Origin of the sequence: Luteibacter sp. E-22 (genome assembly GCF_049913125.1) — a bacterium.
Lineage (GTDB): Bacteria > Pseudomonadota > Gammaproteobacteria > Xanthomonadales > Rhodanobacteraceae > Luteibacter.
Window position 1 is genome coordinate 3,404,462 of the sequence record NZ_CP183975.1, and the last position, 26,716, is coordinate 3,431,177.

Annotated in this window: 24 protein-coding genes; 10 read left to right on the forward strand and 14 right to left on the reverse strand. The window is 66.0% G+C overall.

Going from position 1 to position 26,716, the window contains the following annotated elements:
- Positions 1-28: 28 nt before the first annotated feature.
- From ACN9M2_RS15225 to ACN9M2_RS15235, 3 genes are all read right to left on the reverse strand, one after another.
- Positions 29-784, reverse strand: a complete 756-nt coding sequence (locus ACN9M2_RS15225) for a DsbC family protein (protein ID WP_426285483.1) — start codon at positions 782-784, stop codon at positions 29-31.
- 88 nt (positions 785-872) lie between these two features.
- Positions 873-1,799 carry a site-specific tyrosine recombinase XerD gene (xerD, locus tag ACN9M2_RS15230; RefSeq protein ID WP_426285484.1) on the reverse strand — a complete coding sequence of 309 codons (927 nt, stop codon included), beginning with the start codon at positions 1,797-1,799 and terminating at the stop codon, positions 873-875.
- 52 nt (positions 1,800-1,851) lie between these two features.
- Positions 1,852-2,169 carry a hypothetical protein gene (locus tag ACN9M2_RS15235; RefSeq protein ID WP_426285485.1) on the reverse strand — a complete coding sequence of 106 codons (318 nt, stop codon included), beginning with the start codon at positions 2,167-2,169 and terminating at the stop codon, positions 1,852-1,854.
- Between the two features lie 144 nt (positions 2,170-2,313).
- On the opposite strand from ACN9M2_RS15235, the gene ACN9M2_RS15240 reads away from it, so the two are divergent.
- Entirely contained in the window at positions 2,314-2,802 is a 489-nt protein-coding gene (locus ACN9M2_RS15240) for an RDD family protein (protein ID WP_426285486.1), read from the forward strand.
- Here the strand turns inward: ACN9M2_RS15240 and ACN9M2_RS15245 are convergent.
- Together ACN9M2_RS15245 and ACN9M2_RS15250 are read right to left on the reverse strand one after the other, a co-directional pair.
- Entirely contained in the window at positions 2,795-4,783 is a 1,989-nt protein-coding gene (locus ACN9M2_RS15245) for a hypothetical protein (RefSeq protein WP_426285487.1), read from the reverse strand. The genes ACN9M2_RS15240 and ACN9M2_RS15245 overlap by 8 nt on opposite strands.
- A 55-nt stretch (positions 4,784-4,838) precedes the next feature.
- Entirely contained in the window at positions 4,839-5,855 is a 1,017-nt protein-coding gene (locus tag ACN9M2_RS15250) for a hypothetical protein (RefSeq protein WP_426285488.1), read from the reverse strand.
- A 218-nt stretch (positions 5,856-6,073) separates the two neighbouring features.
- On the opposite strand from ACN9M2_RS15250, the gene fusA reads away from it, so the two are divergent.
- On the forward strand, positions 6,074-8,113 hold the full coding sequence (gene fusA, locus ACN9M2_RS15255) for an elongation factor G (RefSeq protein WP_426285489.1): 2,040 nt from the start codon (positions 6,074-6,076) through the stop codon (positions 8,111-8,113).
- Positions 8,114-8,238: 125 nt separating this feature from the next.
- On the opposite strand, the gene ACN9M2_RS15260 is transcribed toward fusA, so the two are convergent.
- Positions 8,239-8,718 (reverse strand): SET domain-containing protein, encoded by a 480-nt coding sequence (locus ACN9M2_RS15260; protein WP_371023451.1) that lies wholly within the window; start codon positions 8,716-8,718, stop codon positions 8,239-8,241.
- A gap of 149 nt (positions 8,719-8,867) precedes the next feature.
- On the opposite strand from ACN9M2_RS15260, the gene ACN9M2_RS15265 reads away from it, so the two are divergent.
- The 3 genes from ACN9M2_RS15265 to ACN9M2_RS15275 all read left to right on the forward strand — a co-directional run bounded on the left by ACN9M2_RS15265 (position 8,868) and on the right by ACN9M2_RS15275 (position 11,836).
- The gene (locus tag ACN9M2_RS15265; protein WP_426285490.1) at positions 8,868-9,368 is read left to right on the forward strand and encodes a hypothetical protein; all 501 of its coding nucleotides are present in this window, start codon (positions 8,868-8,870) and stop codon (positions 9,366-9,368) included.
- Between the two features lie 15 nt (positions 9,369-9,383).
- A complete protein-coding gene (locus ACN9M2_RS15270) occupies positions 9,384-11,159 on the forward strand; it encodes an acyl-CoA dehydrogenase C-terminal domain-containing protein (RefSeq protein ID WP_426285491.1) in 1,776 nt (591 codons plus the stop codon).
- A gap of 200 nt (positions 11,160-11,359) precedes the next feature.
- Positions 11,360-11,836 carry a GNAT family N-acetyltransferase gene (locus tag ACN9M2_RS15275; protein WP_426285492.1) on the forward strand — a complete coding sequence of 159 codons (477 nt, stop codon included), beginning with the start codon at positions 11,360-11,362 and terminating at the stop codon, positions 11,834-11,836.
- A 191-nt stretch (positions 11,837-12,027) separates the two neighbouring features.
- On the opposite strand, the gene ACN9M2_RS15280 is transcribed toward ACN9M2_RS15275, so the two are convergent.
- Positions 12,028-12,786, reverse strand: a complete 759-nt coding sequence (locus tag ACN9M2_RS15280; protein WP_426285493.1) for a SapC family protein — start codon at positions 12,784-12,786, stop codon at positions 12,028-12,030.
- Between the two features lie 273 nt (positions 12,787-13,059).
- Here ACN9M2_RS15280 and ACN9M2_RS15285 point away from each other — a divergent pair, with 273 nt between their 5' ends.
- Both ACN9M2_RS15285 and dxs read left to right on the forward strand, forming a co-directional pair.
- Positions 13,060-13,662, forward strand: coding sequence for an HNH endonuclease (locus tag ACN9M2_RS15285; protein ID WP_426285494.1), 603 nt, complete (start codon positions 13,060-13,062; stop codon positions 13,660-13,662).
- A 75-nt stretch (positions 13,663-13,737) separates the two neighbouring features.
- Positions 13,738-15,633: a 1-deoxy-D-xylulose-5-phosphate synthase gene (gene dxs / locus ACN9M2_RS15290; protein ID WP_426285495.1), complete on the forward strand. Its 1,896-nt coding sequence runs from the start codon at positions 13,738-13,740 to the stop codon at positions 15,631-15,633.
- A 106-nt stretch (positions 15,634-15,739) separates the two neighbouring features.
- Here dxs and prmC read toward each other — a convergent pair whose 3' ends face one another.
- Complete coding sequence (gene prmC, locus ACN9M2_RS15295) at positions 15,740-16,576, reverse strand: peptide chain release factor N(5)-glutamine methyltransferase (RefSeq protein ID WP_426285496.1); 837 nt, start codon at positions 16,574-16,576, stop codon at positions 15,740-15,742.
- Positions 16,577-16,614: 38 nt separating this feature from the next.
- On the opposite strand from prmC, the gene ACN9M2_RS15300 reads away from it, so the two are divergent.
- On the forward strand, positions 16,615-17,475 hold the full coding sequence (locus ACN9M2_RS15300) for an alpha/beta hydrolase (protein WP_426285497.1): 861 nt from the start codon (positions 16,615-16,617) through the stop codon (positions 17,473-17,475).
- Positions 17,476-17,584: 109 nt separating this feature from the next.
- On the opposite strand, the gene ACN9M2_RS15305 is transcribed toward ACN9M2_RS15300, so the two are convergent.
- Complete coding sequence (locus ACN9M2_RS15305; protein WP_426285498.1) at positions 17,585-18,487, reverse strand: phytanoyl-CoA dioxygenase family protein; 903 nt, start codon at positions 18,485-18,487, stop codon at positions 17,585-17,587.
- 139 nt (positions 18,488-18,626) lie between these two features.
- Here ACN9M2_RS15305 and ACN9M2_RS15310 point away from each other — a divergent pair, with 139 nt between their 5' ends.
- Positions 18,627-19,745 carry a Gfo/Idh/MocA family protein gene (locus ACN9M2_RS15310; RefSeq protein WP_426285499.1) on the forward strand — a complete coding sequence of 373 codons (1,119 nt, stop codon included), beginning with the start codon at positions 18,627-18,629 and terminating at the stop codon, positions 19,743-19,745.
- Positions 19,746-19,755: 10 nt separating this feature from the next.
- On the opposite strand, the gene ACN9M2_RS15315 is transcribed toward ACN9M2_RS15310, so the two are convergent.
- The 5 genes from ACN9M2_RS15315 to ACN9M2_RS15335 form a co-directional block, all read right to left on the reverse strand.
- The gene (locus tag ACN9M2_RS15315; RefSeq protein ID WP_426285500.1) at positions 19,756-20,799 is read right to left on the reverse strand and encodes a LacI family DNA-binding transcriptional regulator; all 1,044 of its coding nucleotides are present in this window, start codon (positions 20,797-20,799) and stop codon (positions 19,756-19,758) included.
- A gap of 222 nt (positions 20,800-21,021) precedes the next feature.
- Entirely contained in the window at positions 21,022-23,703 is a 2,682-nt protein-coding gene (locus tag ACN9M2_RS15320) for a M1 family metallopeptidase (RefSeq protein WP_426285501.1), read from the reverse strand.
- Positions 23,704-23,800: 97 nt separating this feature from the next.
- Entirely contained in the window at positions 23,801-24,160 is a 360-nt protein-coding gene (locus ACN9M2_RS15325; protein WP_426285502.1) for a DUF1428 domain-containing protein, read from the reverse strand.
- A 146-nt stretch (positions 24,161-24,306) separates the two neighbouring features.
- A complete protein-coding gene (locus tag ACN9M2_RS15330; RefSeq protein ID WP_426285503.1) occupies positions 24,307-24,849 on the reverse strand; it encodes a carboxymuconolactone decarboxylase family protein in 543 nt (180 codons plus the stop codon).
- A gap of 193 nt (positions 24,850-25,042) precedes the next feature.
- Positions 25,043-25,591 carry a peroxiredoxin gene (locus ACN9M2_RS15335; protein WP_426285504.1) on the reverse strand — a complete coding sequence of 183 codons (549 nt, stop codon included), beginning with the start codon at positions 25,589-25,591 and terminating at the stop codon, positions 25,043-25,045.
- 154 nt (positions 25,592-25,745) lie between these two features.
- Between ACN9M2_RS15335 and oxyR the strand changes: the two genes are divergently transcribed.
- Complete coding sequence (gene oxyR / locus ACN9M2_RS15340; RefSeq protein WP_426285505.1) at positions 25,746-26,705, forward strand: DNA-binding transcriptional regulator OxyR; 960 nt, start codon at positions 25,746-25,748, stop codon at positions 26,703-26,705.
- Positions 26,706-26,716 lie beyond the last annotated feature (11 nt).

The window sequence follows — 26,716 nt, forward strand, 5'->3', positions numbered from 1 at the left end:
GGCCGGGGCACCGTGGTCGCCGCCCTGGTCAGCCACCCCGCCGGGCAGCGCTGCCCGGCGGGGCACTGAGCGCCTGCAGCAACTGGGCCGGGGTGACGTAGCCACCGACCACGTCGCCGTTCTCGGTGACGATGGTGGGGGTACCGTTCACGCCCAGGCGCTCGCCGAGTTCGAACTCGTCCTTCACCGGATTGGCGCAACTGGCCGCCTTCGGCGTGGCGCCCTTCATCGCCTCGTTGAAGGCATTCTTGCGATCGGCGCTGCACCACACCGACACCGCCTTGGTATACGAGGGCGTGTCGTTGCCGGCGGTTGTCTTGACGCCTTCCCGCGGCCAGAACACGTACTCGACAGCGATGCCCTGCTTGTTGAATTCGTCGATATGAGCGTGAAGCTGGCGGCAGAAACCGCAGTCCACGTCCGTGAACACCGTGACCGTGTGCTTCGGGTTCGCCGGTGCGTACACCAGTCGCTGCGAAGCCGGCAGCTTGGCCAGTTCGGCCTTGCGCAGGGCCGCCCAACTGGCAGCGCTGAGATCGGTCTTGGCCTTCAGGTCGATAAGGTTGCCGTTGATCATGTAGCGCCCGTCGGAGGTCACGTAGACCATGCGGCCGGAGGCGATCACCTGGTAGAAGCCGGGCATCGGCGCCGGGGCGATGCTGTCGACCTTGATGCCCGGACCGAGGGCCTCGACCGCGTCGCGGGCGGCCTTTTCGTCATCGGCCGCGCAAGCCGTCATGGCGAATGCGCCGGCCAGGAGCGCCGGCAGGATTTTCTTCAACATCGGTTACGACTCCATCGGTGACCGGGGGAAACGCGGGAACGTCTTGGAACACGTTCCGCGCATTCGGTTCCCCCGATTGTGGCACGGCTCAGCCGCGCGGGTGGTGTTGGGCGTGAAGCCGTTTCAGGCCTTCCTTCGCCACCAGGGTGTAGATCTGCGTGGTGCTGAGCGCGCTGTGACCCAGCAGCATCTGCAAGGCGCGCAGGTCGGCACCGTGGTTCAGCAGGTGCGTGGCGAACGAATGGCGCAGCACATGCGGCGAGACCCGCTTCGCCGGTATCCCCACCTGCACGGCATAGCGCTTTACCAGCGTCCAGAACATCTGCCGGCTCATCGCGTCGCCCCGCCGGGAAAGGAACAACGCCGCCGGTTGCCCGTGGCCCTTCGCCAACACCGGCCGCGCCTCGCGCAGGTAAGTTTCCACGTGCGCCAGCGCCTCCTCGCCCACGGGGACGAGACGGTCCTTGCCGCCCTTGCCGGTGACGCGAAGCACACCCTGGCGCGGGTTCAGGCCCGACAACGGCAGGTCCACCAGTTCCGATACGCGCAAGCCCGAGGAGTACATCAATTCGAGCATCGCGCGGTCACGCAAGCCAAGCGGCGTGGCCAGGTCGGGGGCGACGATCAACGCCTCGATCTCCCGCTCCGCGAGGGCCTTGGGCAGGCTGCGCGGCATTCGCGGACGCTGCATCAGCAACGTCGGATCGTCGCGCTTGCCTTCGTCGCGCGCGAGCTGCGCGTAGAAACGCCGGAACGCCGACTGGCGCCGGGCCATGCTGCGCACGGAAACCGGTTGGCTGCCGTGGTACGCCGACAGATCCTCGCGCCCCGCGTTCGCCAGCGAGCGCCCCCGCGTGCCGAGCCATCGCGATAGTTGTTGAAGGTCGCGCCGATAGGCTTCCAACGTGCGATCGGCGAGGCCATCCTCCGCCCACACGCGTTCGATGAAGCGCTCGATCAGACGCGCGTCATCGGCGGAGGGCTCGGCGGAACGGGGACTATCGACGAGAGACATGCGGGCATATCGGCAAGGGACGCCCGCATGGTCTCACGGCCAGCTCGCGGGGCTAAAGCCTCTGCAGGCTGGACTGGTATCCCGCGATCACGTAGCCGAGCTGGTGCTCGACAGCTTCTTTCAGCGCTGCGCGCTCGGCGTCCGTCAATTTCGACTTGCGTGCCGCCAGGGCGAGTTTCTGCATCGCCTCGACCACGCCATCGGCCTGGGCCTGGAAGATGCCCGCGTCGACCGTGACGATATCCGCCATGTGCCGGTCGGCTCCATCGCGCAACCACTGGAATTCGGTGGGACTGACCTGTCCATCGCCATCGAACTGGCGAAGGTGGCTGTCGAGTTCGGAAAACGACGATTGAAGCTTGAGGCTCATGGCAATACTCCCTATCGCGATAGCAGCGTTGGTGGACTCCCCTGTCCGACGTGAACGTTACGGCTCCGCGGCGTTAAGGCTGCGTGAATCCTTCCGAATTTGCCCTTTGTTGCGACAATGGGTGCCTGACAGCCCGGGGACACCATGACCGATGCATCGATAGCGCCCGCATGGCGCCGTTTCACCGCCATCGTCTACGACGCGCTCGCCGTCGTGGCTATCTTGATGGTGGTCGGCCTTCTGGCCCAATTCGCGACGGGTGGGCATCTCGTCGACGACACAGGCCACCTGCTCGCATGGTGGTACCAGCCCCTGCAGGGCGTCGTCGTCGGCGCCTACTTCCTTGCATCGTGGATGCGCGGTGGACAGACGCTCGGCATGCGCCCGTGGCGGATTCGCGTGACGGACCATCAAGGCCAACCCGTGAACGGGAAGCGCGGGCTCGTGCGCCTCGCGGTGGCCGCCTTGCCCTTGGCCCTGCTGACGATCTACCCGCTGGTCTCGCTGAAGGCGGCCCTGCTGGCGCCGCTCGCGGGCTGGGCCATCCTGCTGCTTCCCGCCTTCTTCGATCGCCGCCGGCGCGCGATCCACGACATGGCCGCGGGCACGGAAATCCGAAACCTGCCTACTTGAACTGATCGGCGGCGGGGACCCACGAACCGGAGGTGGGTGACGGGGCCGGCACGTTGATCTTGATGGAAGCCTCGCACCCCGGCGGCAATGGCCCCCCGGTGATACGCGCGGTGGTGCAAAGCGCGGTGTTGTCCAACACCACCGGAGCCGCGGCCACGGTCGAGCTATTGGCGGGTGGCAGGTTTTCGGCCAGCGGCTTCGCGGGTGCCATGGTCTGGTTCTTCACCAGTTGGTCCTCGTTCGCCGGTTTGGGTGGCGGGTCGCCGCCGCAGCCTAGGGTGAACAACGACAATGCCTTCATGGTGCCGCCCGCGTTGCCCGGACCGGCGACGCAATTGATCCGGATGCCGCGCGGCAGCGAGATCGTCGGGCGCACCGTCGCCGCCTCGACACCCTGACGAATCACCGTGTCCACCGACGATTCGCCTTTCGGCGTCCACGCCCCTTCGAAGCGGGTCGCCTTGTAGTCGATGTGCACGCGGGCGCCGGACTGAGGGTCGAGCTTTCCACGTGGCTTGAGTTCCACGTAGGCGCCGACCTGGCCGGTTTTGTCACCCTGCCCGCCGGCGACGCCGTCGTCGCGCTGGGACGTGCCATTGGCGCCGGTGAGCCGCGTGCCCTCATCCACGCCCTGCGCGGCACCCGGCTTGCCACTGTCAGCGGAGGCGCCCGGCGTGTTCGAGCCGGACTCGCCGGCCGTGGTCTGACCGGGAACGAAAGCTTGCGCGGGCGCGCTGTCTCCCGCCCTGGCCGTCCGTTCGCTCGCCGCCTTGCCTTCTTCCGCTTGCGTCTTGGCGGTGGATTCGCCCGCCGCGCTATCGCCGGGCGCCTGACCCGGAGGTGCCGGCGCGGTGTCCGCCCCCGCCACCGGCCGTTGCAGGTCCGCCGCCGGGACCGCCGGTGCCTGCACGGCGGGCTTGTCGGTGCTGGCGACCGGGGCGGAAACGGTCGGCTTCACCGTAGCGTCCGGCAACGGGACGGCGTCCAATTCGGCGGTGGCCTCCACGGCAGGCGCACGGACCGTTTCGACCGCCGCCTTCGGCGGCACGGGCCGGGCATCGAGCGTGAGATCCGGTTTCGGCGCGGACGGTTCCGGTGAAACGTCGGGGAGCGGCGTGTCCTGCGGCGTCGGCGGAGCGGACGACTCCTCCACCTCCGGCCGCGGCACCGTGGCGAGCGTCACCGCCGCGGTCGGCACGGGGGCGGTGTGCTCCGACGTGAGGGTGGGCGGTACCGGCGTGACCGCCATCTGCGCGGCAGGCGTCTCGGGAATGGCCAGCGACGCCGGCGGCGGCATCGGTGCGAGGCCCTCGGCCTGGGCCTTGCGTACCGGCTCCGGCTGGAAACGTGGCGGGACGACCTGTGGCTTGGGCGTATCGACGGCGAGATCCGGCGGCGCCTGCGCCGGCACGGGTACCTTCTGAAGTTCCGGTTGCTTGGGCGGCGCCTTCGGCTGGGTCAGCGGCCGCTCGATCGTCGCCGCCACGCTCGGCGGCGGCGCACTGGGTTTCACCTCGGGCCTTGCCTGCGGCGGAGGCGCCACCGGCACGGCGATGGCGGGAAGCGCCTTTTTCGTCGAGGCGACCGACGCCGCGTGTGAACCGCTCGACGCCCGGCTGGCCTTGGATCGCGAGGTGGACCAGCGTGTCTTCACCACCGGCGCCTTCGACGGCGTGCCACGCACGGGCGGCAGCGGCGGTGGTGGCTTGTCGATCAGCCGCACCTGCAAGGCGTTGGTGTCTTCCGGTTCCGGTGGCGGTGGCAGGAGTTCGTAGGCCGGACCGAGGATCATGCCGAACAGGAACATCAGGTGGACGAGGATCGTACCGACCCAGCCGGCGACGCGAAGAAGCCGGTCGCGCGGCTTTTGACGCAGGCGGCGCCGATAGACGAGCGCGTTCATGGCCGCCTCGCGGGGCGAGACGGGCAAGGAGTTCGCGGCGACCTGGCGATCGCTGTCCGGCAGGAAATGCTTCGGCATGGACCGCTAGTGTCCATGCTGCGTTACAAAGGCACAATCGCCGCCTTCGCGCGGCTCACTTGCCGAAGCGGCGCTCGCGCTCGGCGTTTTCCTGGTCCATCGCCTTGATCGGGATGTCCGTGGCGCAACCCTGCGGCAGCGGCTTGTCGGCGCGGAACGCGGCGATGCATTCGGCTTCCGTCGGCGGCACGGGCTGGTCGGGAAGGTCTTTCACGGCGGGATTGGCCGGCGCCATGTTGAGGCGCACATCGCCATCCTTCTTGGAAGCCTTCGAGGGATCTTCGCCACCGCAGCCCACCGGGAGCACGAAGAACACGGTGGCGCACTTGACCCGCGTGCCGTGGCCGAGGTCGATGGTCTTCTTCACCGTGGTGGATTCGATGGCGCGGCGCAGGCCCTTGTTGAGCACGTTCTCGTCGCGCGGCGCCCAGTCCTTTTCGAAACGGGTTTCCTTGTAGGTCACCGTGGTCTTGTGCGACATGATCGTGGTGTCGTCGGTCGGCTTGCGCGCCACGAAATCCGCCTGCGTCGTGGTGCCTGGACCCTGCTGCTTCGGCATGACGATGGAACCGTCGGCACTGAAAAGAGCGGGTGCGGGCGCCTGAGCGGCCGGCGGCGCGGGCGTGTTTTCCGCGGGAGGCTGTTCGGGCCTGGGCTCCTTGCGCCGGGGTGGTTCGGGTCGCGTCGCCTCGGGCGAGCGAACCTTCGGCGGAGGTTCGGCGACCGGCGGGGGAGGCGGCACGTCGGCCACCGGTGGCGCGGGGCGGGCCGGTTCGATGAAGCGCACTTCGAGCACGTCGTCACGATCGACCGGCGGCACGAAACCAGCGGGCAATCTCGGCTGCATCTCGTAGCGCACCACCATCACGATGAAGACGTGCAGGACGAGTGCCACGACCATCGCCAGCACACGCCGCAGGCGGTCGCGTGGCGGCGGCCGCCTGCCGATGGCATGCAGCGCCGACAGCGTCGCGGCATCGATTGGCTGCAGCCCACGCGGGCGCGCGGCATCCTCCGGGTCCAGCCGGTGGGATTCGATGAAGGGCGGTGGCGCCTTGCCGGGGTATTGCACGCGTGCGAGGGTCCCTTTGGCCTCGTGGAGAAAGTCGGACAGCTTAGCGGCGATCCGCTAAACGGAGCGTAAGGCCTGGCCCTCAGACCATGGGCATCTCGGAAGATTCCCGGCGCCACTTGATTCCGGGGCGGGGAAGGAGAAGGCTTGGGTCCGGGCACCGCCCGAATCATCGCCATGCCGTCCGGAACCCGGACACACCGAAGGAGGGACGCATCGTGTCGCCATCCACGGAACACATCCGCAGCCTAGCCCTCGCCGGCCACGCCGGAGCCGGCAAGACCACCCTGTTCGAAGCGATGCTCCATGCCGGCGGCGCGCTGACCGGCATGGGCAGCGTCGAACGTGGCAGTACCGTTTCCGACACCGATCCGATGGAGAAGGCCCGCGGTCATTCGATCGACGCGTCGATCGCCTCCATCGATCGCAACGGCTATCGCATCCACCTGCTCGATACGCCCGGTTACGCCGACTTCCGCGGCCCCGCCCTGGCCGCGCTCGCCGCCGCCGACACCGTCGCGATCGTCGTCAATGCCGCGAATGGCATCGAGCATGGCACGCGCTCGATGATGGTCCATGCGAAGCAACGCGGCATCGCCCGCCTCATCGTCGTGAACCGCATCGATGCGGAAGGCGTGGACCTCGCGGCGCTGGTGGACGACCTGCGCGAGGAATTCGGCAACGAATGCCTTCCCCTCAACCTTCCCGCGTCGAAGGGCCACTCCGTCCGCGACGCCTTCTTCCAGACCGCGGGCGACACCGATTTCTCCTCGCCCGGCGAAGCCCACCAGCGGATCATCGACCAGGTCGTCGAGATCGACGACGACGTGATGGAACACTACCTGGAAGCAGGCGAATCCGCCTTGTCGGCGGCGGAGATCCGCGCCGCGCTCGAACACTGCCTGCGCGACGGGCACCTCGTGCCCATCGTGTTCACCAGCGCGCGCGACGGCGTGGGCGTCGTCGAGTTACTGGATCTGGTCGAAAAGATCCTGCCCTGCCCCAGCGAGACGAACCCGCCCCCATTCCTGGACGCGAACGACAAGCCCTTCGACGTGACCGCCGATCCGGCACGGCATGTCATCGCCGACGTGTTCAAGATCGTCAACGATCCCTTCGTCGGCAAGCTCGGCGTCTTCCGTGTCTGGCAAGGCTGCGTGCGCAAGGATTCGTCGCTGTTCGTCGACGACGGGCGCAAGCCGTTCAAGGTGGCCCACCTGTTCCGGCTGAAGGGCCGCGAACACGTCGAGATCGACGAAGCGTTGCCGGGAGACATCGCGGCCGTGGCCAAGATCGACGACATCCACTTCGACGCCGTGCTGCACGATGCCTCGGACGAAGGGCGCATCCACCTCGAACCGGCCGCCTTTCCCGCGCCGATGTACGGTCTCGCCGTGGAGCCCGCGCACAAAGGCCAGGAACAGAAGCTGTCGCAGGCCCTGGGCAAGCTGGCGGAGGAAGATCCCTGCTTCCGCGTAGAGCATCACAAGGAACTCAACGAGACGGTGGTGCGCGGCCTCTCCGACCTGCACCTGAAACTCATGCTGGAACGGATGAAGGCGCGCTACGACGTCGACGTCATCACGCATCCACCGCGCATCGCGTATCGCGAAACCATCGGTGCGGCGGCGGAAGGCCACCACCGCCACAAGAAGCAGACCGGCGGCGCGGGCCAGTTCGGCGAGGTATTCCTGCGCGTGGAACCGCTGGATCGTGGCGCGGGCTTCGTCTTCGACGACCAGACCAAGGGCGGCGTGATACCGGGGCAGTTCATGCCTGCGATCGAGAAAGGCGTCCGCCAGGCACTGGACCATGGCGCGATCGCGGGATATCCCATCCAGGATGTGCGCGTGGTCGTCTACGACGGCAAGCACCATCCGGTGGATTCCAAGGAGGTCGCCTTCATCAGCGCAGGCCGCAAGGCCTTCCTCGATGCCGTCTCCCGCGCGCGGCCGCTGGTACTGGAGCCGCTGGTGGACCTGGAGGTGTCGATTCCCGACCACTACGTGGGCGATGTGACCGGCGGCCTCGCCTCGCGACGGGCGCAGATCATGGGCACCGATTCGCTACGCGGCAGCGAGACGCTCATCAAGGCCCGCGTGCCGCTGGCGGAACTCGTCGACTACCCGACCCAGCTCAAGGCCATGACCGGAGGCCAGGGGCGCTATGCGATGGCCTTCAGTCACTACGACACCGTTCCACCGGGGGTGCAGAAGAAGCTGGCCGAGGCGTGGAAGCCGAGGGTGGAGGAGGACTGAGGCGGGTTGAATCGCCGACAGTGTCGGCTCCCACCGGGCCCACGGGAACCTGGTGGGGGCCGACTCTGTCGGCGATAGGCCGCCAGGCCGCCAACAATCCGGCAGCCCCCAAGGCCGCAATACGGTCAGGCCGTCTTGCGCTTCGGCTTCAGCATGGTCCCGATGCACTTGGCCGAGCCGCAGCGGCAGCCCCACACCTTCTTCAACCGCGCCGTATGCGGCATGTCGAGCGTGATGCCGTAGTCGTAGGTGAGTTCTTCACCCGGCGCGATATCGCGAATGGCCTCGATCAGCACGCGATCGTTCTTCGACGGCTTGCCTTCCACGGCTTCCTCGATCAGCGCCTGGCAGTTCGGATCGCAGCTGTGGTTGATCCAGCGCGCGGTGTTGCCATGGCTGTTGCCGTCGACGATGAAACGCTCGTTGAGGGTGAACAGGAAGGTATGCCCGGTTTCACCGCCATCGCCGTAACGCTTGTCGGCCTGCGCGTGGGTAATGCGGTCGCCCTTGTATTCGATGATCTCTTCGCCGGCCTTGATCGGGGCAGTGGCGAAGACGCCGTTTCCGTGGATGGGCGAACGTCGTGCGGCAATGCGTCGGGTCATGGGGAAATCGAAGTCTCGGAGATAATCGCTGATGATGCCTGCTCGCCACCCGCTTGGGAACCGCGTTTGAAACGCACGTCTCGCGTGCACGGCCCGGGCGGCGCTACCATCGAACAGCTGTTCGACTCCCCTTGCCGGAAGCCCAGGGAATGATCTCGATCGTCCGCCGTCCTTTCATCCGTTCCGCCCTGCTCGCCGGCGTGGCCTTGCTGGCCGCCTGCGGGCCCGCCAGGAAGAGCGTTTTTCCGCCCTCGGTCACCCTGCAGGAGGTCACGGCCAAGCCCGGCGGGGTGTGGCACATGACCTTGCGTATCCGCAACAACAGCTACGGCGGAATGTCGTTCGAAACCTTCCAGGGCACGCTGCGCGTCGGTGAACTCGGCGGCGTCCTGCTCGATGCGAAGATCGACCAGGACATCCCCTCGTTCGCCGCCGACGTCGCGACGATCGACCTGTTGCCGACAGCCGAGATGTCGAAGGCGCTCGCCGAATTGGCCGCCAAGGGCAGTTCCGGTGCCCTCCCCTACAGCATCGATGGCCGGGTCAGTGCCACGCCGGAGAAGGAAGACGCATCGCGATCCTTCGCCGTCCATGGCAAGAACTGGCTCTCGCCCGTGCCGGGCATCCCCGATACCTACCGCTCGCCCTGACCCAGGATCATCCGCATGACGATTTACAAAGCCCCCCTCGACGACATGCGCTTCGCGCTCTACGACGTGCTCGGCGCCGAAGCCGTGCTCGCACGACTCGAAGGTGGCGAAGGGCATACGCGCGACCTGCTCGATGCCGTACTCGAGGAAGCGGCCCGATTCAATGAACAAGTTCTGGCGCCGTTGAACGCTCCTGGCGACGAGGAAGGTTGCCATTTCGACAAGGCCACGCGCACCGTCACCACGCCGAAGGGCTTCAAGGAAGCCTACCGGCAGTACGCCGAGGGCGGCTGGGCCGGCCTCACCGCGCACGAGAAGTACGGCGGCCAGGCATTGCCCGCCGTACTCGGCACGCTGACCAAGGAAATGATCGATTCGGCGAATCTCGCCTGGGGCATCTATCCCCTGCTCTCCCACGGCGCCACCAGCGCCCTGGAGCACCACGGGGACGAGTGGCAGCAGGAGGTCTTCCTCAAGCCCCTCGTCGACGGTCGCTGGACCGGCACCATGTGCCTCACCGAGCCGCAGGCGGGGTCCGACCTCGGTCTGCTGAAGACGCGCGCCGAGCCGAACGCCGACGGCAGCTATCGCGTCACCGGCACCAAGATCTTCATCAGCGCCGGCGAGCACGATTTCGCCGAGAACATCGTCCACCTCGTGCTCGCGCGCCTGCCGGATGCGCCCGAGGGCAGCCGCGGCATCTCGATGCTGGTCGTGCCGAAGTTCAAGGTGAACAAGGACGGCTCCATGGGCGAGCGCAATACCGTCGCCGCGGGTGCCATCGAACACAAGATGGGCATCAAGGGTTCCGCCACCTGCGTCATGAACTTCGACGACGCCGAGGGCTGGCTGGTGGGTCCCGCGCACAAGGGCCTCGTGGCGATGTTCACCATGATGAACGCGGCGCGCCTGGCCGTCGGCATCCAGGGCCTCGGCCTGGCCGAACGCGCTTTGCAGAACAGCCTCAACTACGCGCGCGAGCGCCTGCAGATGCGCGCGCTATCGGGCCCGAAGCTGCCGGAGAAGCCGGCCGACCCACTCACCGTGCATCCGGATGTGCGCCGCATGCTGCTGACCCAGCGTGCCTTCGTCGAAGCCGGACGCGTGCTCGCCACCTACGCGGCCTTGCAGAGCGACATCGAGGCGCGTGACACCGATCCGCAGGCACGCAAGACGGCGGGCGAGCTGCTTTCCTTCCTCATCCCGATCGCCAAGGGACTACTCACCGAGGCGGCCCAGGAATGCACGAAGGAAGCGCTGCAGATCTTCGGTGGCCACGGTTACATCGCCGAGCACGGCATGGAACAGTTCGTCCGCGACGCCCGCATCATCACGCTCTACGAGGGCACCACGCAGATCCAGGCGCTGGATCTGCTCGGCCGGAAGATCATGCAACTGCAGGGCGCCGGCCTGAAGCATTTCCTCGGCGAAATCTCCGCGTTCTGCCAGGCCAACCAGGCCAACGAGAGCGTCAAGGCCTTCGTCGGGCCGTTGGCCGTGGCGACCAAGGCCTGGGGCGACCTGACCCAGGCCATCGCGCAGAACGCACAGGCCAATCCGGAAGAACTCGGCGCCGCGGCCGTCGACTACCTGTATTTCTCCGGCTACGTGACCCTTGCCTACTTCTGGGCGAAGAGCGTGCTGGCGGCACCTGGCTCCGCTCTTTCCGCGGACGCGAAGCAAGCCAAGCGCGACACCGCCACGTTCTACTTCACCCGCATCCTGCCGCGCATCCACGTGCACAAGGCCGCGATCGAGGCGGGCGTGGCGACACTGCCCGAGGTTCTTTAACCGCACGGCCCGCTGACGGGTGGGAGCCGACCTTGTCGGCGATCCCGCGGCAGCGGGCCAGCGTGAGGCAAGCACCCATCGCCGATGAATCGGCTCCCACAGGAATCGCGCCTACAACCTCGCGGGACTTTCCCCGGCATCCGTGAAGGTGTAGAAAAAGGTTTCCGCCCGGACCCTTCGCCACGACGGTGCCAGATACGATGAGCGACGCCACGTTCCTGATACGTCTCGCCGAGAGCGATGACGACGAGTTCATCCTTGGCCTGGTCCCACGTTTCGTCGATTTCCCACTGCCTAACGGGCGCAGCCGCAGCGATTGCCTGAAGGGCATCGAAGCGGACCTGGTGAAGCACCTCGACGAGCAACCCTCGAACAGCTACATCTTCGTCGCCGAGAACGAGGATGGCGAACCCGTGGGTTTCGTGCACCTTCAGAAGACGAAGGACTTCTTCACCCACCGCGACAACTGCCATATCTCGGACATCGCGGTCGCCGAAGCCTACGAGGGTGCCGGGGCTGGCAAGTTCCTGCTCGACCATGCCTATGGCTGGGCCAAGGAACATCGCTGCCAGTTCGTGACCCTGGCGGTCTTCCCCGGCAACGAACGCGCCCGCGACATTTACATGAAACACGGCTTCGACACCGACCTCATGCGCCTGGCGAAGCCCGTTCGCTGAAAAAAATCCAGCCACCTTTTGTGGCAAGCAGACCCTGGTGGGAGCCGACTTGTCGGCGATCCCGCGGCAGCGGGCCAGGTCGAGGCAAGCACCCATCGCCGACAAGGCCGGCTCCCACCGAGAGACAGGTTTCCTGCCAAAAAAAGGCCGCCCGAAGGCGGCCTTTTTCGATCAATCCCGACGACAGCCGGTCAGGCCTTCGCGGTGGTCTCTTCCAGGCGCTCGCGCGCATCCAGGCGAGCCGCCATCCGATCGATGTTGGCCAGCGACACGAGGTGCGCGTAGATCCAGCCCAATGCGCCTTCGCGCAGGAACTCATGGGCGGTCTTCTCGTCGAGGCTGCGCAGCTTTTCCTCGTTGATTACGAAAAGGCCGTTGAGGTTGATGCCCTTGCCTTCCTTCTGCAGCGTGATGGTGCGCGGCTCGAGCAGGTTGTGCTCGCGCAGCTTGCCCATGAACCACTGCGTGCGGGCGACGTGGTCCTGGAACTCACCCAGGAAATTCACGGCGTTGGTCAGGGCCGGTGCGTCGGTACCATCTTCGTTGAAGAGGCGCTCGCCTTCGCTGTCGTTGAAGCCTTCATAAGCCTCGTCGAGGAACACGGTGAAATCGTCGCCCTCGGTACCGGCCGGCTTCTCGGCCAGCACGAACGGATAGCGGCGGACGAAAGCGGGGACATAGATGCCCTGCTCCCAGAAACCGTTGTCGCCGACCAGCAGGTTCTCGCCCTGGCGCAGGCCGAGCAGGGCCATGGGGCCCGCCTCTTCCATCGTGTTGCCGGCGAACAGGATCGGGAAATCGCGCGCGGCCGGCGCGAACTCCACGCCCGTCAGCGGCACGGAGTGCGCGGTAGCGGCGAAACGGATGTTGTTCACGGCCTTCAGACGCAGGTCGCGGTGGGCGGTACGGTTCAGGGGAACCGGACGCTCGTAGAAAAGCACTTCTGCCACTGTGTAACCCTCATGGACCCGCCGAACCTGGGAAGCCACCCCGGCCCCCCTTCCAAACTCGCCGGGCGCTCGAATGCGAACGCCCACTATAACAGCGGCGAATGACAGGAAAAGCCCCCGCAAGAAGCGTACCGGGGGGTGCTTTTCTGTCGCAATTATCGGCTATGCTCGGGTCGAAGGCCTTGCGAGGCCGAGGATCGGATGATCGATCCGCACGGAGTTCGGCTTGCTGGAACGCTCTTTCGCTTATGTGAAGGACGAGACACGATGACGATGGAAGTGCTCCAAGAGGACCTGCCGAGGGTGTCCGCGCTCCATGCGACGCGGGTACTTTCCCTCGATGCGGCGGGTCGCATCCTGGACTGGATCAGTTGGCAGGATGCGGTCTGCCTCTATGTGCGCGGCGTGGTGGCCTGGACCCTGGGCGACCCCTGCGTCACCGTCCATGGTGGCATCAACCGGACCAGCGGCCTGCGTAGCAGCCTCGAACTCCATCCGATCGTGGCCAGCACGGGCCACTGCCGCGAACACGCGATCGACCCGGCGCCCGCCCTCACCAACACCGCCCTGTTCGCCCGTGACCGGCATATCTGCCTCTACTGCGGTCACCAGTACACCCGTCACGAACTCACCCGCGACCACGTGGTGCCGTTATCCAAGAAGGGCGCCGACGAGTGGGAGAACGTGGTCAGCGCCTGCCTGGCCTGCAACCTGCGCAAGAGCAACCGGACACCGCAGCAGGCGAACATGCCGCTACTGGCCGTGCCGTACCGTCCGAGCTGGGTCGAACACCTGATCCTGTCCAACCGCAATATCCTGGCCGACCAGATGGAATTCCTGGTCAGCCACCTGCCGCGGGACCGGCGTCCGGCCTGAGCCGGGCCCTAACCGCCCGCAAGGATTCACGTCCCGTCCCTTGCCCCGGCCCCGCCGGAGGCGAACAATAGGCGGATGAACGACCTCTCCCGCTACCCCTATCTGGCGCAGATCGACTCGCCAGAGGACCTCCGGCGCTTTCCGGTGGACGAACTGCCGGCGATCGCCGACGAACTGCGCCGTTACCTGATCGAGGCCGTGGCCTCGTCGGGCGGGCATTTCGGCGCGGGCCTGGGCGTGGTCGAACTCACGGTCGCCCTGCACCACGTGTTCGAGACCCCGCGCGACCGCCTGGTCTGGGACGTGGGCCACCAGTGCTATCCGCACAAGATCCTCACCGGCCGGCGCGACCGGATCACCACGATCAAGAAGAAGGACGGGCTTGCCCCCTTCCCCCGCCGCGAAGAGAGCGAGTACGACACCTTCGGCGTGGGCCATTCGTCCACTTCGATCTCCGCCGCGCTGGGCATGGCCCTGGCGCTCCAGCGCCGTGGCGACCCGCGCAAGGTGGTGGCCGTGATCGGCGACGGCGCGATGACCGCCGGCATGGCGTTCGAGGCGCTCAACCACGGCGGTGACGTCGAGCCGAACATGCTGGTGATCCTGAACGACAACGGCATGTCGATCAGCGAAAACGTCGGCGCGATGACCAAGATGATGGCCCGCGCCATGTCCAGCCGCACGCTCAACGCATGGCGCGAGCGTGCCAAGAAGGCGATGCCGCGCGAATCCTTCTTCGGCCGCTTCTTCAAGCGCTGGGAAGAACATGCCAAGGGCATGTTCGTGCCGTCCACGCTGTTCGAGGAACTGGGCTTCCACTACACCGGCCCCATCGACGGCCACAACATGGCCCAGCTGGTGAACGCGCTGGAGACGGTGAAGGCCCTTCCCGGCCCGCAGCTGATCCATGTGATGACCACCAAGGGCAAGGGTTACGAACCGGCCGAGAAGGCGCAGATCGAATACCACGCGGTGGGACCGTTCGATCCGGTGGCCGGCCTGGTCAAGAAGGGCGCGCCAGTCAAGCCGACCTATACCGACATCTTCAGCGACTGGCTCTGCGACATGGCAGCCGCCGACGAGCGCCTGCTAGGCATCACCCCGGCCATGCGCGAAGGCTCGGGCCTGGTCCGTTTCTCGAAGGAATACCCGCAGCGCTATTTCGACGTGGCGATCGCCGAGCAGCATGCGGTGACGCTCGCGGCGGGCATGGCGGTCGAGGGAGCGAAGCCGGTGGTGGCGATCTACTCCACCTTCCTGCAGCGCGCCTACGACCAGGCGATCCACGACGTGGCCTTGCAGAACCTCGATGTCACCTTCGCCATCGACCGCGCGGGCGTGGTCGGCCCCGATGGCGCCACGCACTCGGGCAGCTTCGATCTATCATTCATGCGCTGCCTGCCGAACATGGTGATCATGGCGCCGGCCGACGAGAACGAATGCCGTACCATGCTCAGTACCGGCTTCCACTACAACGGCCCGGCCGCGGTGCGCTATCCGCGCGGCACCGGCCCCGGAACGAAGCTGGCCGAGACGCTGGAAACCTACCCGATCGGCAAGGCCGAGGTACGCCGCCGTGGCCACCACGGCCTGGCGATCCTGTCGTTCGGCACCATGCTCGCCCCTGCCGCCGTCATCGCCGCCGAAGTCGACGCCACGCTGGTGAACATGCGCTTCGTGAAGCCGCTGGACGAGGAATTGATCCTCGAACTCGCGCGCTCACACAAGGCCTTCGTCACCATCGAAGATAACGCCATCGCGGGCGGCGCCGGCGCCGCCGTGGCCGAATGCCTGGCGGCGCACGGCATCACCCTGCCGATCCAGCACCTGGGCCTTCCGGATGTCTATCTGGAACACGGCAGCCGCGAGGAAGTCCTCACCATGGCAGGCCTGGACCTGCCGCAGATCCGTCACGCGATCCGCGCACGATTCCCGCAGTTCGTGGATGAGCCGGTGGCTAGCGCGGGGTGACCCGCGCCTTCCTTTGAAAGGCGAAGCAAAGGACCCGGTCATTGGAAATGATTGCAAGTCGCCTTCCGGGTCAGCGTGATTCATTGCGCAACTTATTGCGACGTCGTCAATAAGAATTCGCGGACGACCCGTAACAGGCCCCAGAAACGCGGTCACGCTGCTCCAGGTCCTTGGTCGTGAAATCGTCGACGAGACCCGCCTCCCGCAGAATCCGTCTGACCGCATCGCCCTGGTTCCAACCGTGCTCGACCAGGACAGCCCCGCCCTGCAGGAGATGCGTGCCGACGCCCGAGGCGATGCGCCGGATGTCGTCCAGGCCATCCACACCGGAAGCCAATGCCGAAGCCGGCTCGAAACGCAGGTCGCCTTCGCCCAGATGATGATCGTCCGCTTCGATATACGGCGGGTTGCTGACGATCAGGTTGAAACGCCGGCGGTTCAGCGGAGCGAACCAGTCGCCTTGCACGAACTCCACACGCTCCAGTCCAAGTCGCCGCGCGTTACGCCTCGCCACGTCCAGTGCGGCTGCACTGACGTCCACCGCGACCACGGTGACATCCTGCCGCTCCTTGGCGATGGCCAGCGCGATGGCGCCACTACCCGTGCCGAGATCGACCACGCTGCCACCTGCCGGTAACCGTTCGAGTGCCAGTTCCACCAGCCGTTCCGTTTCGGGTCGGGGGATCAGTGTCGCGGGCGTGACTTCGAGCGTAAGCGACCAGAAGTCGCGCGTCCCGGTGATGTAGGCGATCGGTTCGCCCGCTGCCCGCCGTCGTATCAAGGCATTGAAACGCTGCACGCTGTCGGCATCCGGCACGTCCTCCGCATGCGCGAAAAAAAACGCGCGATTCACGCCCAGCGCGTGCGCCAGCAATAGCTCGGCTTCGAGACGGTCGCCCAGCACATCGGAGGCCTGGCGCAGGATCGTGCGGATATCGGTCATGGCGCGATTCTAGCGGTCCGCCCGCCTACAATGCCGCCATGCGCTTGCTTCCCCTGCTCTTCGCGGCCCTGCTCCTTGCCGGATGCCACGCCACGTTCTTCGGCGCCGTCAACGCGCGGCAGCCGTCGACAGGCGTCTCGGCACATCGCGATATCGTGTTCGACACGGCGCACGGCCTCGCACTGGACGTGTACAGCCCCGCCGATGCATCGCATGCACCGGTGGTCGTCTACTTCTACGGCGGCAGCTGGATGACCGGAAAGCGCCAATGGTTTCGCTGGATGGGCGAGGCGCTCGCCGCCCAGGGCGTCGTCGCGATCGTCGCCGACGTCCGTCCGTGGCCGAAGGTGCGCATGGAAGGCTTTCTTCAGGACGGCGCCGAGGCCGTGCGCTGGGCGCGCGACCATGCGGCCGGCTTCGGTGGCGATCCGGCGCACGTATTCGTCATGGGACACTCGTCCGGAGGACAGATCGCGGCCATGCTGGCAACCGACAAACGATGGCTGGCGACCGTAGGCATGAAGCCGCGCGACCTCGCCGGCTTCATCGGTGTCGCCGGCACCTATGACTTCATCCCCTTCGACGAGCCCGAGTTCTACGAGATCTTCGGTCATGCCCCGGGGGAGCAGGCCCTGTCGCAGCCGGTCAATTTCGTCGATGGCGACGAACCGCCCGCCCTGCTGCTACAAGGCGAAAACGACACGATCGTATCGCCTGCGGAAGCGGTGTCGTTCGAGGGAAGGTATCGCTCGCAGGGCGAGCCCGTGGAGTTGAAGCTTTATCCGCACGTGGGGCACGAACAATTACTCCTGGCCTTCGGGCCGCTGAAAGGCAAGGCACCGGTCCTACGCGACACGATGGCATTCATCCATCGCCATGCGGCAGCCGCTCCCCACTGAGTTCATCGAAGCCTCTGTGGGAGCCGCTTCGGCGGCGATAGCCAGGCCGAGGCAACTCTATCGCCGCTGAAGCGGCTCCCACATGGCGTGGCTCTGCCGCAACCGCCCTCTAGCGCGCCTTCATCACATCGCGGCCTTCCGCGTTGCCTCCGCGTGCCGCGTCGAGGATTTCCGGGTAGGGATAATTGAGCCCGAGCAGCTGGCGGATATCCGCGCTCGCGTTCTTCACGAACGCCTCCGGCAGCGCCGCCGGCATGTTCTCCATGGGCTTTACGAATTTCGGCAGATACTGCGTGATGATCGCCGAGCGGTCGATGCCACTACGGTTCGGCATCGCGCAATGCCAGGCCGCGCCGAAGAAGATCACGGTGTCGCCGGGTTCTCCGAGCATGCGCTCGCAACGCTCGAAGAACCGGTCGCTCTCGTCCGGATAGCGCAGCTCGCGCTGCGATCCCGGCACATAGGCCGTCGCACCGGTTTCCTCGGTGAAGGGATCGAGCATGATCGTGGCCTGCGCATTGAGCGGAAAGCTCGCGTTGATCCGTACCGGATGGGTATCCGGCGAATGGAAATCCCAGTACGGATAATCGATATGCGGCTCCTGCCCCGGACCGCCAGGAAGGATGCGGTTTGCCGCGATCGAGCCCATGATGAACTCGCTGCCGATGAAGGCGCGCATGACTTTCATGATCGCCGGGTGGGCCGCCATGCGGGAGAAAATCTCCCCCTTTGCCAGCAGGTTCCATACGCGTCTTTGCAGGTTGATGCGGCCCGCCCGCTCGGCATCGCCCTGGAAATGCGTGACCTTGCCGCCGCGTTCGTCCGCGTTCGACTCGTGCATGACGATCGCTCGTGCCTCGGCGATCTCCGCCGGAGTGAACAAGCCTCGCAAGGTGACCGCGCCATTCCCATCGAGCAATTCGCCGACGATGGCGTCGACATCCAGGTTGTCCTCGGTGAAGACTCGAAGGCGGGAGGAAGGATGGCGGAGGGTTTGCGCGGAGGCGTTCATGCGTGACTCCTGCCGCGATGAGCGGCGTGGCAAGGGGATGGGTGAGGATGCAGGCTAATACGCTAGGCCGTTTTGCAAGCGCTTGCAAATTGCGCTGCAACATACGTAGAGTCGACCTGAACTCGATCAGGATCTGCCCATGAAGAGCGAATTACGCGTCGGCCTGATCGGCGCCGGGTATATGGGGAAAGCGCATACCGTGGCGTACCAGAGCGTCGGCGCCCTGTTCGAGCCAGCCCGCCGCCCCGTATGCGAAATGATCGCCACCTCGACCGACGAGGGCGCCGCCGAGGTGGCGAAGCGTTGGGGCTGGGCCCGTTCCACCGGCGACTGGCGCGATCTGGTCGACGATCCGCAGGTGGATGTCGTGGTCGTTGCGACACCACCACGCACGCATTACCCGATGGTGATGGCCTGCGTAGCCGCGCGGAAGCCGGTGTTCTGCGAAAAACCGCTGGGCATGAGCGCCGAGGAATCGCTCGCGATGACCGAAGCCGTGGAACGCGCACGGATGCCGAACATGGTCGGCTTCAACTACATCCGCACACCCGCCAGCCAGTTGGCGCGACGGATCATCGCTTCGGGCGAGATCGGCGAGGTGATCCAGGTCACGGCCGAACATGTCGAGGACTACCTGCACGACCCCGCGTTACCGGCGTCGTGGCGCACCCGTATCGCGACGGGCTCCGAGGCAGGAGCGCTAGGCGATGTCGCTCCCCATATCGTCAATGCCTGCCTGCGCCTCGTGGGACCGATCGAAAGCCTGGTGGCCGACACGTCCATCGTGCAGCCCCGTCGCGACGGTCCGCACGGTTCCGAAGCCGTGGAGAACGACGACCAGGGCCAGATGCTGCTCCGCTTCGCCAACGGTGCGACAGGAAGCATCAGTTTCAGCCGCATGGCCGCGGGCAGGAAAATGGGCTACACCTACCGGATCACCGGCACGCGGGGCGCCATCGCCTTCGACCAGGAAGACCAGAACGCCCTGTGGCTTTACGACGCCTCGCGCGAACCGGCGCGAAGGGGATTCCAGAAGCTGTTGATGGGGCCGGCGCATCCGGATTACCTGGCCTTCAACCAGGGCGTCGGCCACGGCACCGGCTACAACGAACAGATCGTGATCGAAGCGCGGGATTTCCTGCATGCGGTGACTACGGGTGAATCGGTATGGCCGACGTTCCGCGACGGGTACGAGGTGGACAAGGTGATCGCCGCCGCGCTGGTGTCGAACCGCGAGAGGCGTTGGGTGTCGCTGTGACGCCGGTCGCCTACCGGAGGCTTCCCCGTTTCACCAGCTCGCAGGGAAACAACTTGTTGCGTGGCACCGCGGCCGGGTCGTCCATCCAGGCCACGATACGTTCAATGGCGTACAGCACCATCTCCCGAATCGGCTGGCGTACCGTCGTCAGGGAATAGGAGGCCCAGGCCGCCAGCGGCATGTCGTCGAAACCGACGATGCTGATATCCGCCGGAACCGCCACGCCACGCTCACGGCAGGCATCCATCGCGCCCAGGGCCAGCACATCGTCGCCGCAGAACACGCCGTCCAGCGTGTCATCGCGGTCGAGCAAGGCATGCATCGCCAGACGGCCATGTTCGTGCGTGTAATTGCCGGCGTGGATGGTCTCCCGCAGTAATTTCCCTGCGATCTCGGCAAATCCCTTGTTCCGGTCGATGGTGGAAGCGTCGTGCGCCGAGCCACCCAGGAAAGCCAGCCTGCGCAACCCGTGTCGACGCATGGTCTCCGCGACCAGTCGTCCGCCGGCCACGTTGTCCACCGTCGCCACCGGCACCGGTGACGAGCGCCCCGCCCGGCCGAACACATGCATCACGGGCAGGCCCGCCCCGCGGCACGATGCGGCGAATCCCGCCGGCGGCGCCGAGGTGGCGATGACCACAGCATCGACGTTGTACTGGCGCAACATGTCGAGGGCGGCGGTGCCGTCTTCATCCTCGCCTAGGTTTGCCAGGAGCGGGCGCAAGCCGCGAGCCTGCAGTTCGCGTGTGAAGAGGTCGAAGACCTCCATGAACGCCGGATTCCCGAAGTGATTGGACACCAGCCCGATAAGTTCGGTGCGGCCGGTCATGAGGCTGCGGGCAAGATGGTTGGGCCGATAACCCAGGGCGGCGGCGGCCTCGAGTACGCGTTCGCGGGTTTTCGCGGAGACACTCGCCCCCTCGGTGAATGTTCGCGACACCGCCGAGATCGACACACCCGCGGCTTCCGCGACGTCGCGCGCGTTGACGCGCGGTGGGTGGCGTGGCGGGACAGGAGGCCGTGAACTCATCCATATAGGGTAACGCAACGTCACGGGGTCACTATGGCGTGGGTCGGCTCCGGTGGGAGCCGACGCTGTCGGCGATAGGTGCTTGCCGAAACCTGGCCCGTGCCGCGGGATCGCCGACAAGGTCGGCTCCCACCACGCTGAGGGTGGGTGCAACGACGCTGTGGCTAGTGCCATCGAGTTTAGGCAAGTATAAAAAAAGCCGGGCGATCGCTCGCCCGGCTCGTCGTCACTCAAACATGCGTTGGCTCAGCGCAGGATCGCCTTCGGGTCCTGCTTGGCCTTCTGCGCCGAGCAGAGCAGGATCTGCTCGCTGGTCTGCGCCAGGCCGCGCTCCGCGCCGCTCACCTGGCCCAGGCGCGGCTTGAAGAACTCGCTCAGGCGATCGGCTTCGGCCTTCGAGCAACCGCCGCCACCGGCGAGACCCGGCAGCTGGCCACCCGCGAAGCTACCCGTGCGCGCCACGATCTTGTCGTAGTTGGCCACGAACCACTTCCACAGCTCGGCACGCGATGCCTCGGAGTCACGGCCGCCACGCAGCACCATGGCCATCTCGCCCACCTTCACGTCCTTGCCGAGCGCGAAATCACGAACCTTGTTGGCCAGGGCCGGATCCTTGGTGGATGCCAGCGCCGACAACATCGCGTTCCGCTTCGCCGGATCGGAGGTCTTCGGGATCTCCGCGATGAGCGCGTCGACCGCGGGCGCGCCGCGTTCCTGTACCGCCACGCCCAGGGCGTCGGCGAGCAGATCCGAATCGGCCGCTTCCAGGTCGAGGTGACCGTCCTTCATCTTCAGCGCGGCGTCGCCCTGCTTCAGCATTTCCGCGCGAACTTCCGGCTGGGCGATGTCGTCGTCGGCCAGGAAGCCGGCGAGTGCCGTGCGCGTGATGGTGTCGTTGTCCGGCTCACCCGCCTTCTTCTTGTAGCCCAGTTCCTTGAGCTTCGGCAGGTACGCGTCGGTCGCCCACTTGCGCAGGCGCGTGCGCTGCGCATCCGTGGTGGCTTCGTTGTTGAGTATCCAGTTGAAGGTCATGAGCGGCGCCGTGAATACCTCACGGGTCTTCGACGACGTCAGCGGCTTGAATGCGGCCAGCACGTCGCCCGCGTCCAGGTCGCCATGCTGGAAGCCCGCGCGCACGGCGTCGGCATAAGCCAGCTGTTCCGCGTCGCTGAGTGTACCGACCACCTTCGACAGCGCGGCCAGGTCGGCCTTGCTCTGTGCGAAGCGGTAGTAGCCGCGGCCATCGGCATTCGGCAGCACCCACGTGTTCTTCGCGGCATCGTCCAGCACCATGGTGCCGGTGGCCTTGTCGAGCAGCTCGCACTTCACCTTGTTCGCACCGCCGGTGGTGCCGTAACGCACGCACATCGGCACGCCCCAGACACGGCTTGCGTCGCCGGTGCTGCCCAGCGGCAGGTAGCGGCTCTGCGACAGGTGCAGCACGGTCTTGCCGCCCTCCGTCTTCACTTCGGTGCTGACGTAGGGCACGCCGGACTGGTCGAGGAAGCTGCGGAAAGCCTTCTTGAACGCATCGCCCTGGCCGGAGGCCTCGGCGATCGAATCGATCAGGTCGTCGGCGGTGGCGTTGGCGAACTTGTGCTTCTGGATATACGCGCGCATGCCCTTCTGGAACACCGGATCGGTGACATAGCCCTCGAACATGCCGAGGACGGCGGCGCCCTTCTGGTAGGTGATGCCGTCGAACGCGGTTTCGATGTCGCCGTTGCCGGTGATCGGCTGGCGGATCTTGCGCGCGCTAACCAGGCTGTCGTTGTTCATCGCGCCCTGGGCGCCACGCACGCGATCGAGATCGGCGCGGTATTCCGGGTGCACCTTGGTGGTGACCTTCTGCTGCATCCAGGTGGCGAAGGCCTCGTTGAGCCAGAGGTCGTCCCACCAGGCCATCGTCACGGTGTCGCCGGTCCACTGGTGGGCCAGCTCGTGCGCGTTGACGTTGAAGGAGCCACGCACGTACTGCGCGGCCGAATCGGGATCGATCAGCAGCAGCCAGTCGCGGAAGGTGACCAGGCCGGCGTTTTCCATCGCGCCCGCGCTGAAGTCGGGTGCCGCGAGAAGATCGAGCTTGTCATACGGATAACCGAAGCCGTAGTAGTCCTCGAGCGTGTGGATGATCGAGTTGGTCTCACCCAGCACATGCTGCATGCGGTGGCCTTCGCCCTTGGCGGCGATACCGCGCAACGGCGTCGCCGTGGAACGGAATTCGGTCGGGGTGATATCCGGGCCCTTCACCACGTCCCACGGACCGACGGCGAACGCGACGAGATAGGTCGGCAGCGGCTTGGTGGTCGAGAAAGTAAGCGTCTTCCAGCCGGCGCCTGCCTTCTCTTCCTTGACCTGGGCGGTATTGGCCACGCCCTGGTCATCGGCGGGAATGGTCAGGCTGATGTCGAACGGCACCTTGAACGACGGCTCGTCGAAGCCCGGGAACGCGTAGCGCGCCGACACCGGCTCCATCTGCGTCATCGCATAGGGCACGCCCTCGTGCGAGACCTTGTAGAGGCCCTGCAGCTGCTTGTTCAGCGGTGCGGTGAATTCGATCGCGAGGGTGATCTCACCTTCGAGCTTGGCCCCGAGGTCGACGCGGACGACGCCCTCCTTCTCCGCGGCCACGGTGTACTTGCCGGCGTGCTTCTTGCCCGCGGCATCGGTCACGGTGACCTTGGATACCTTCAGTTCCTTGCCGTGCAGCCAGATGAAATCGGACGGCTGGCTCAGCTTGATCTTGATCGTCGAGGAACCTGCGTAGGTCTCCTGCTTCGGGTCGACCTTGAACGAGAGCTTGTAGGATTCCGGCTGGGCCCAGGTAGGCAGGTGGCCGAGGGGCGGCGCGTCCGTGGTGGCGGCGAACGCGGCACCACAGCAGGCGGCGAGCGCGGTAAGAACGAGAGGGCGGACGAAACGACGCATGGCGGGTGGGACTCCCCTGTGGGTGATCCATCCATCGTGCGAAGAGGGTGACCTCCGACACAGTGCCAGAAGGCACCCCCTGTTTCGCTGCGCCGCGTCAGAACTCGACGATGGGCTTGAACCCGCCCCAGAACATCCGCTTGCCGTCGAAGGGCAGGGTCTTGGGGTCCATGAACTCCGCAAGCCTCGGATCTTCCATGACTTTCTTCATGATGCGGTCGCGATCGCGGCGGTTCTTGTAGACGACCCAGGAGAACACCACGGTCTCGCCGGGCTTCAGCTTGACCGATTGCGGGAAGGACGTGGATTTCCCCGGCTTCACGTCATCCGCGACGCACTCGCTATAGGCCAGTGCGCCGTGCTCCATCCAGATCTTGCCCGCCTTGCGGGCCATCTTCTTGTACTCGGCCAGCCGGTCCATCGGAACCGGCAGCACGAAACCATCGACGTAGCTCATTGGAACCCTCCCCACGCGTGTGAATGTGCGGGGAGAGTCCTCCAGAATGGAGAAAGGCCGCGTTAAGACGCGGCCTTTCTCCGACAGGGTCGACTCCCACCAGGGCGGATGCCGACCCTTTTCCGGGGCACCGTGAAACGGCGGAATCAGCCCGCCGCGTCGGCCTGTTCGAGCACCACGGCCACGCCGTGGATCACCGAGGCGATGCGCACGGCGCTCTGGATCGCCTGCACGCTGATGCCGCCGTCGCGCAGCACCTTGTCGTGGGAGTCGATGCACATGCCGCAGCCGTTGACGGCGGAGACGGCCAGCGAGACGAGTTCGAAGTCGTTCTTCGCATCGCCCTTGTAGGCACCGATCACGTTCATGCGGAGCTTCGCCGGGATCGTGGCGTATTCCGGGTGGCTGACCAGGTGCTGGAAGCGGTAGTAGATGTTGTTCATGCCCATGATCGCGGCCGAACCCTTGGCGGCGGTCAGCTGTTCGGCCGACGCGTGTTCGGCGGCGAACGCGGCGATCGCCTCGGTCAGCGGCTTGTAGCGGGCGGCGTAGGCCGAACCCAGCGCGACCATCGAGATCTGGGCCAGGTTGAGGCCGGGGGCGCCGGCTTCGCTCAACACCGAGTCGAGGTTGAGCTTGAGGTCCTTGGCGTATTCGGGAAGCTTGCTGCGCAGATCGGCGACGCTCATGGATGCACCTGTGTCTTGATGAGGGAAAAGGGCGCGGAATGGCTCGGCGCCCGAGGCACCGGTTCACGCGGAACACGCCGGGGACGTGTCGGCTTGGAAAAGAGGCGGTGAAGCGAACTTCACCGCCTCGGAGGGCTGCCCGCGCCGCCACGGGGGGGAGGGGAAGCGGCGCGGGACTTACAACCGCTGGGGCTTAGGCGACCTTGAGGGTCTCGTCGCCAGACTTCCAGTTGCAGGCGCACAGCTCATCCGTCTGCAGGGCGTCGAGCACGCGCAGCACTTCGTCCGGGTTGCGGCCAACCGAGCCGGCCGTCACATAGGCGAACTGGATCTCGTTGTTCGGGTCGACCAGGAAGGTCGCGCGCTGGGCGACACCTTCGTCGGTCAGGATGCCCAGGGCCGCGCAAAGGTCCTTCTTGATGTCCGCCAGCATCGGGAACGAGAGATCCTTCAGGTCGGCGTGATCCATGCGCCAGGCGCGGTGAACGAACTCGGAGTCGGTCGACACGGCCAGGATCTGGCAGTCACGGTCGGCGAACTTCTCGTTCAGGTCGCTGAAACCCTTGATCTCGGTCGGGCAGACGAAGGTGAAGTCCTTCGGGTAAGAGAAGACCAGCTTCCACTTGCCCTCGTACGACTTGTCCGTCACGTCGACGAACGCGTCTTCGATCTTGTTGGCGAGCGGGCCGCCGGCCACGGCCTTGAGGTTGAACTGGGGGAACTTATCGCCAATGCTCAGCATCTTTCGACTCTCCATTGAGGGTTGGGTGAACTCTTCGCGCGCTTGGTGACGCGACTGAAACGTAAGCTTAGCCGCCTGCCACACATATTCCAAATCGATTGTAGGCATCAATGTGATAGGCTAAGGCTATTGCGAACACCCTGGGTCCGTCGCCATGAACCTGCGTGACTTGTCTTACCTCGTCGCCCTGGCGGAATACCGTCATTTCGGCCGCGCGGCTGAAGCCAGCTTCGTCAGCCAGCCCACGTTGTCGACCCAGATCCGCAAGCTCGAGGACGAACTAGGCGTTGCGCTGGTGGAACGTACCCCGCGAAAAGTCCTGCTGACGGAAACGGGGCGTGAAATCGCCCGCAGGGCGCGGGGCGTGCTCTCACAGATCGACGAGATCAAGTCGATCGCCCAGCGCACCCGCGATCCGGAATCCGGCACGATCCGGCTCGGCATCTTCCCCACCCTCGGACCCTACCTGCTGCCTCATGTCATCCCACGGCTGCGGACGCGTTTCCCGCGCCTCGAATTGCTGTTGCGCGAGGAAAAGACGGAGCAGGTGCTGCACATGCTGCGCGATGGCACGCTGGACGCCGGCATCCTCGCCCTGCCCGTGCACGACGACTCCCTGCACACCGAGTTCCTGTTCGAGGAGCCCTTCATGCTGGCGGTGCCCAGTGGGCACGAACTGGCGTCGCGCCCGTCGCTGCGCATGGACGACCTCGCCGAGCAGAACCTCCTGCTGCTGGAGGACGGGCACTGTCTCCGCGACCAGGCGCTGGAGGTCTGCCACCTTGCCGGCGCGGGCGAGAAATCGGGTTTTCGCGCCACCAGCCTGGAGACGCTGCGGCAGATGGTCTCGGCCAATGTCGGAATCACCCTGCTGCCCGCCCTGGCGGTGAAGCCGCCCGTCGCGCAGTCGCCGAACGTGAGCCTCATCGAATTCGAAGCCCCCGCTCCGAGCCGGCGCATCGCCATGCTCTGGCGGAAAAGTTCGGCCATGACGCCCTTCTTCGAGGCGCTGGCGGCGATCATCCGCGACGTGCCGGCCGAACTGTTCAACACCCATGGCTTCGCAGCGGGTCAACCGGACGGCCAGCCAGCCGTTGCCACTCCATCCCCCTGACGGTCCCGGTT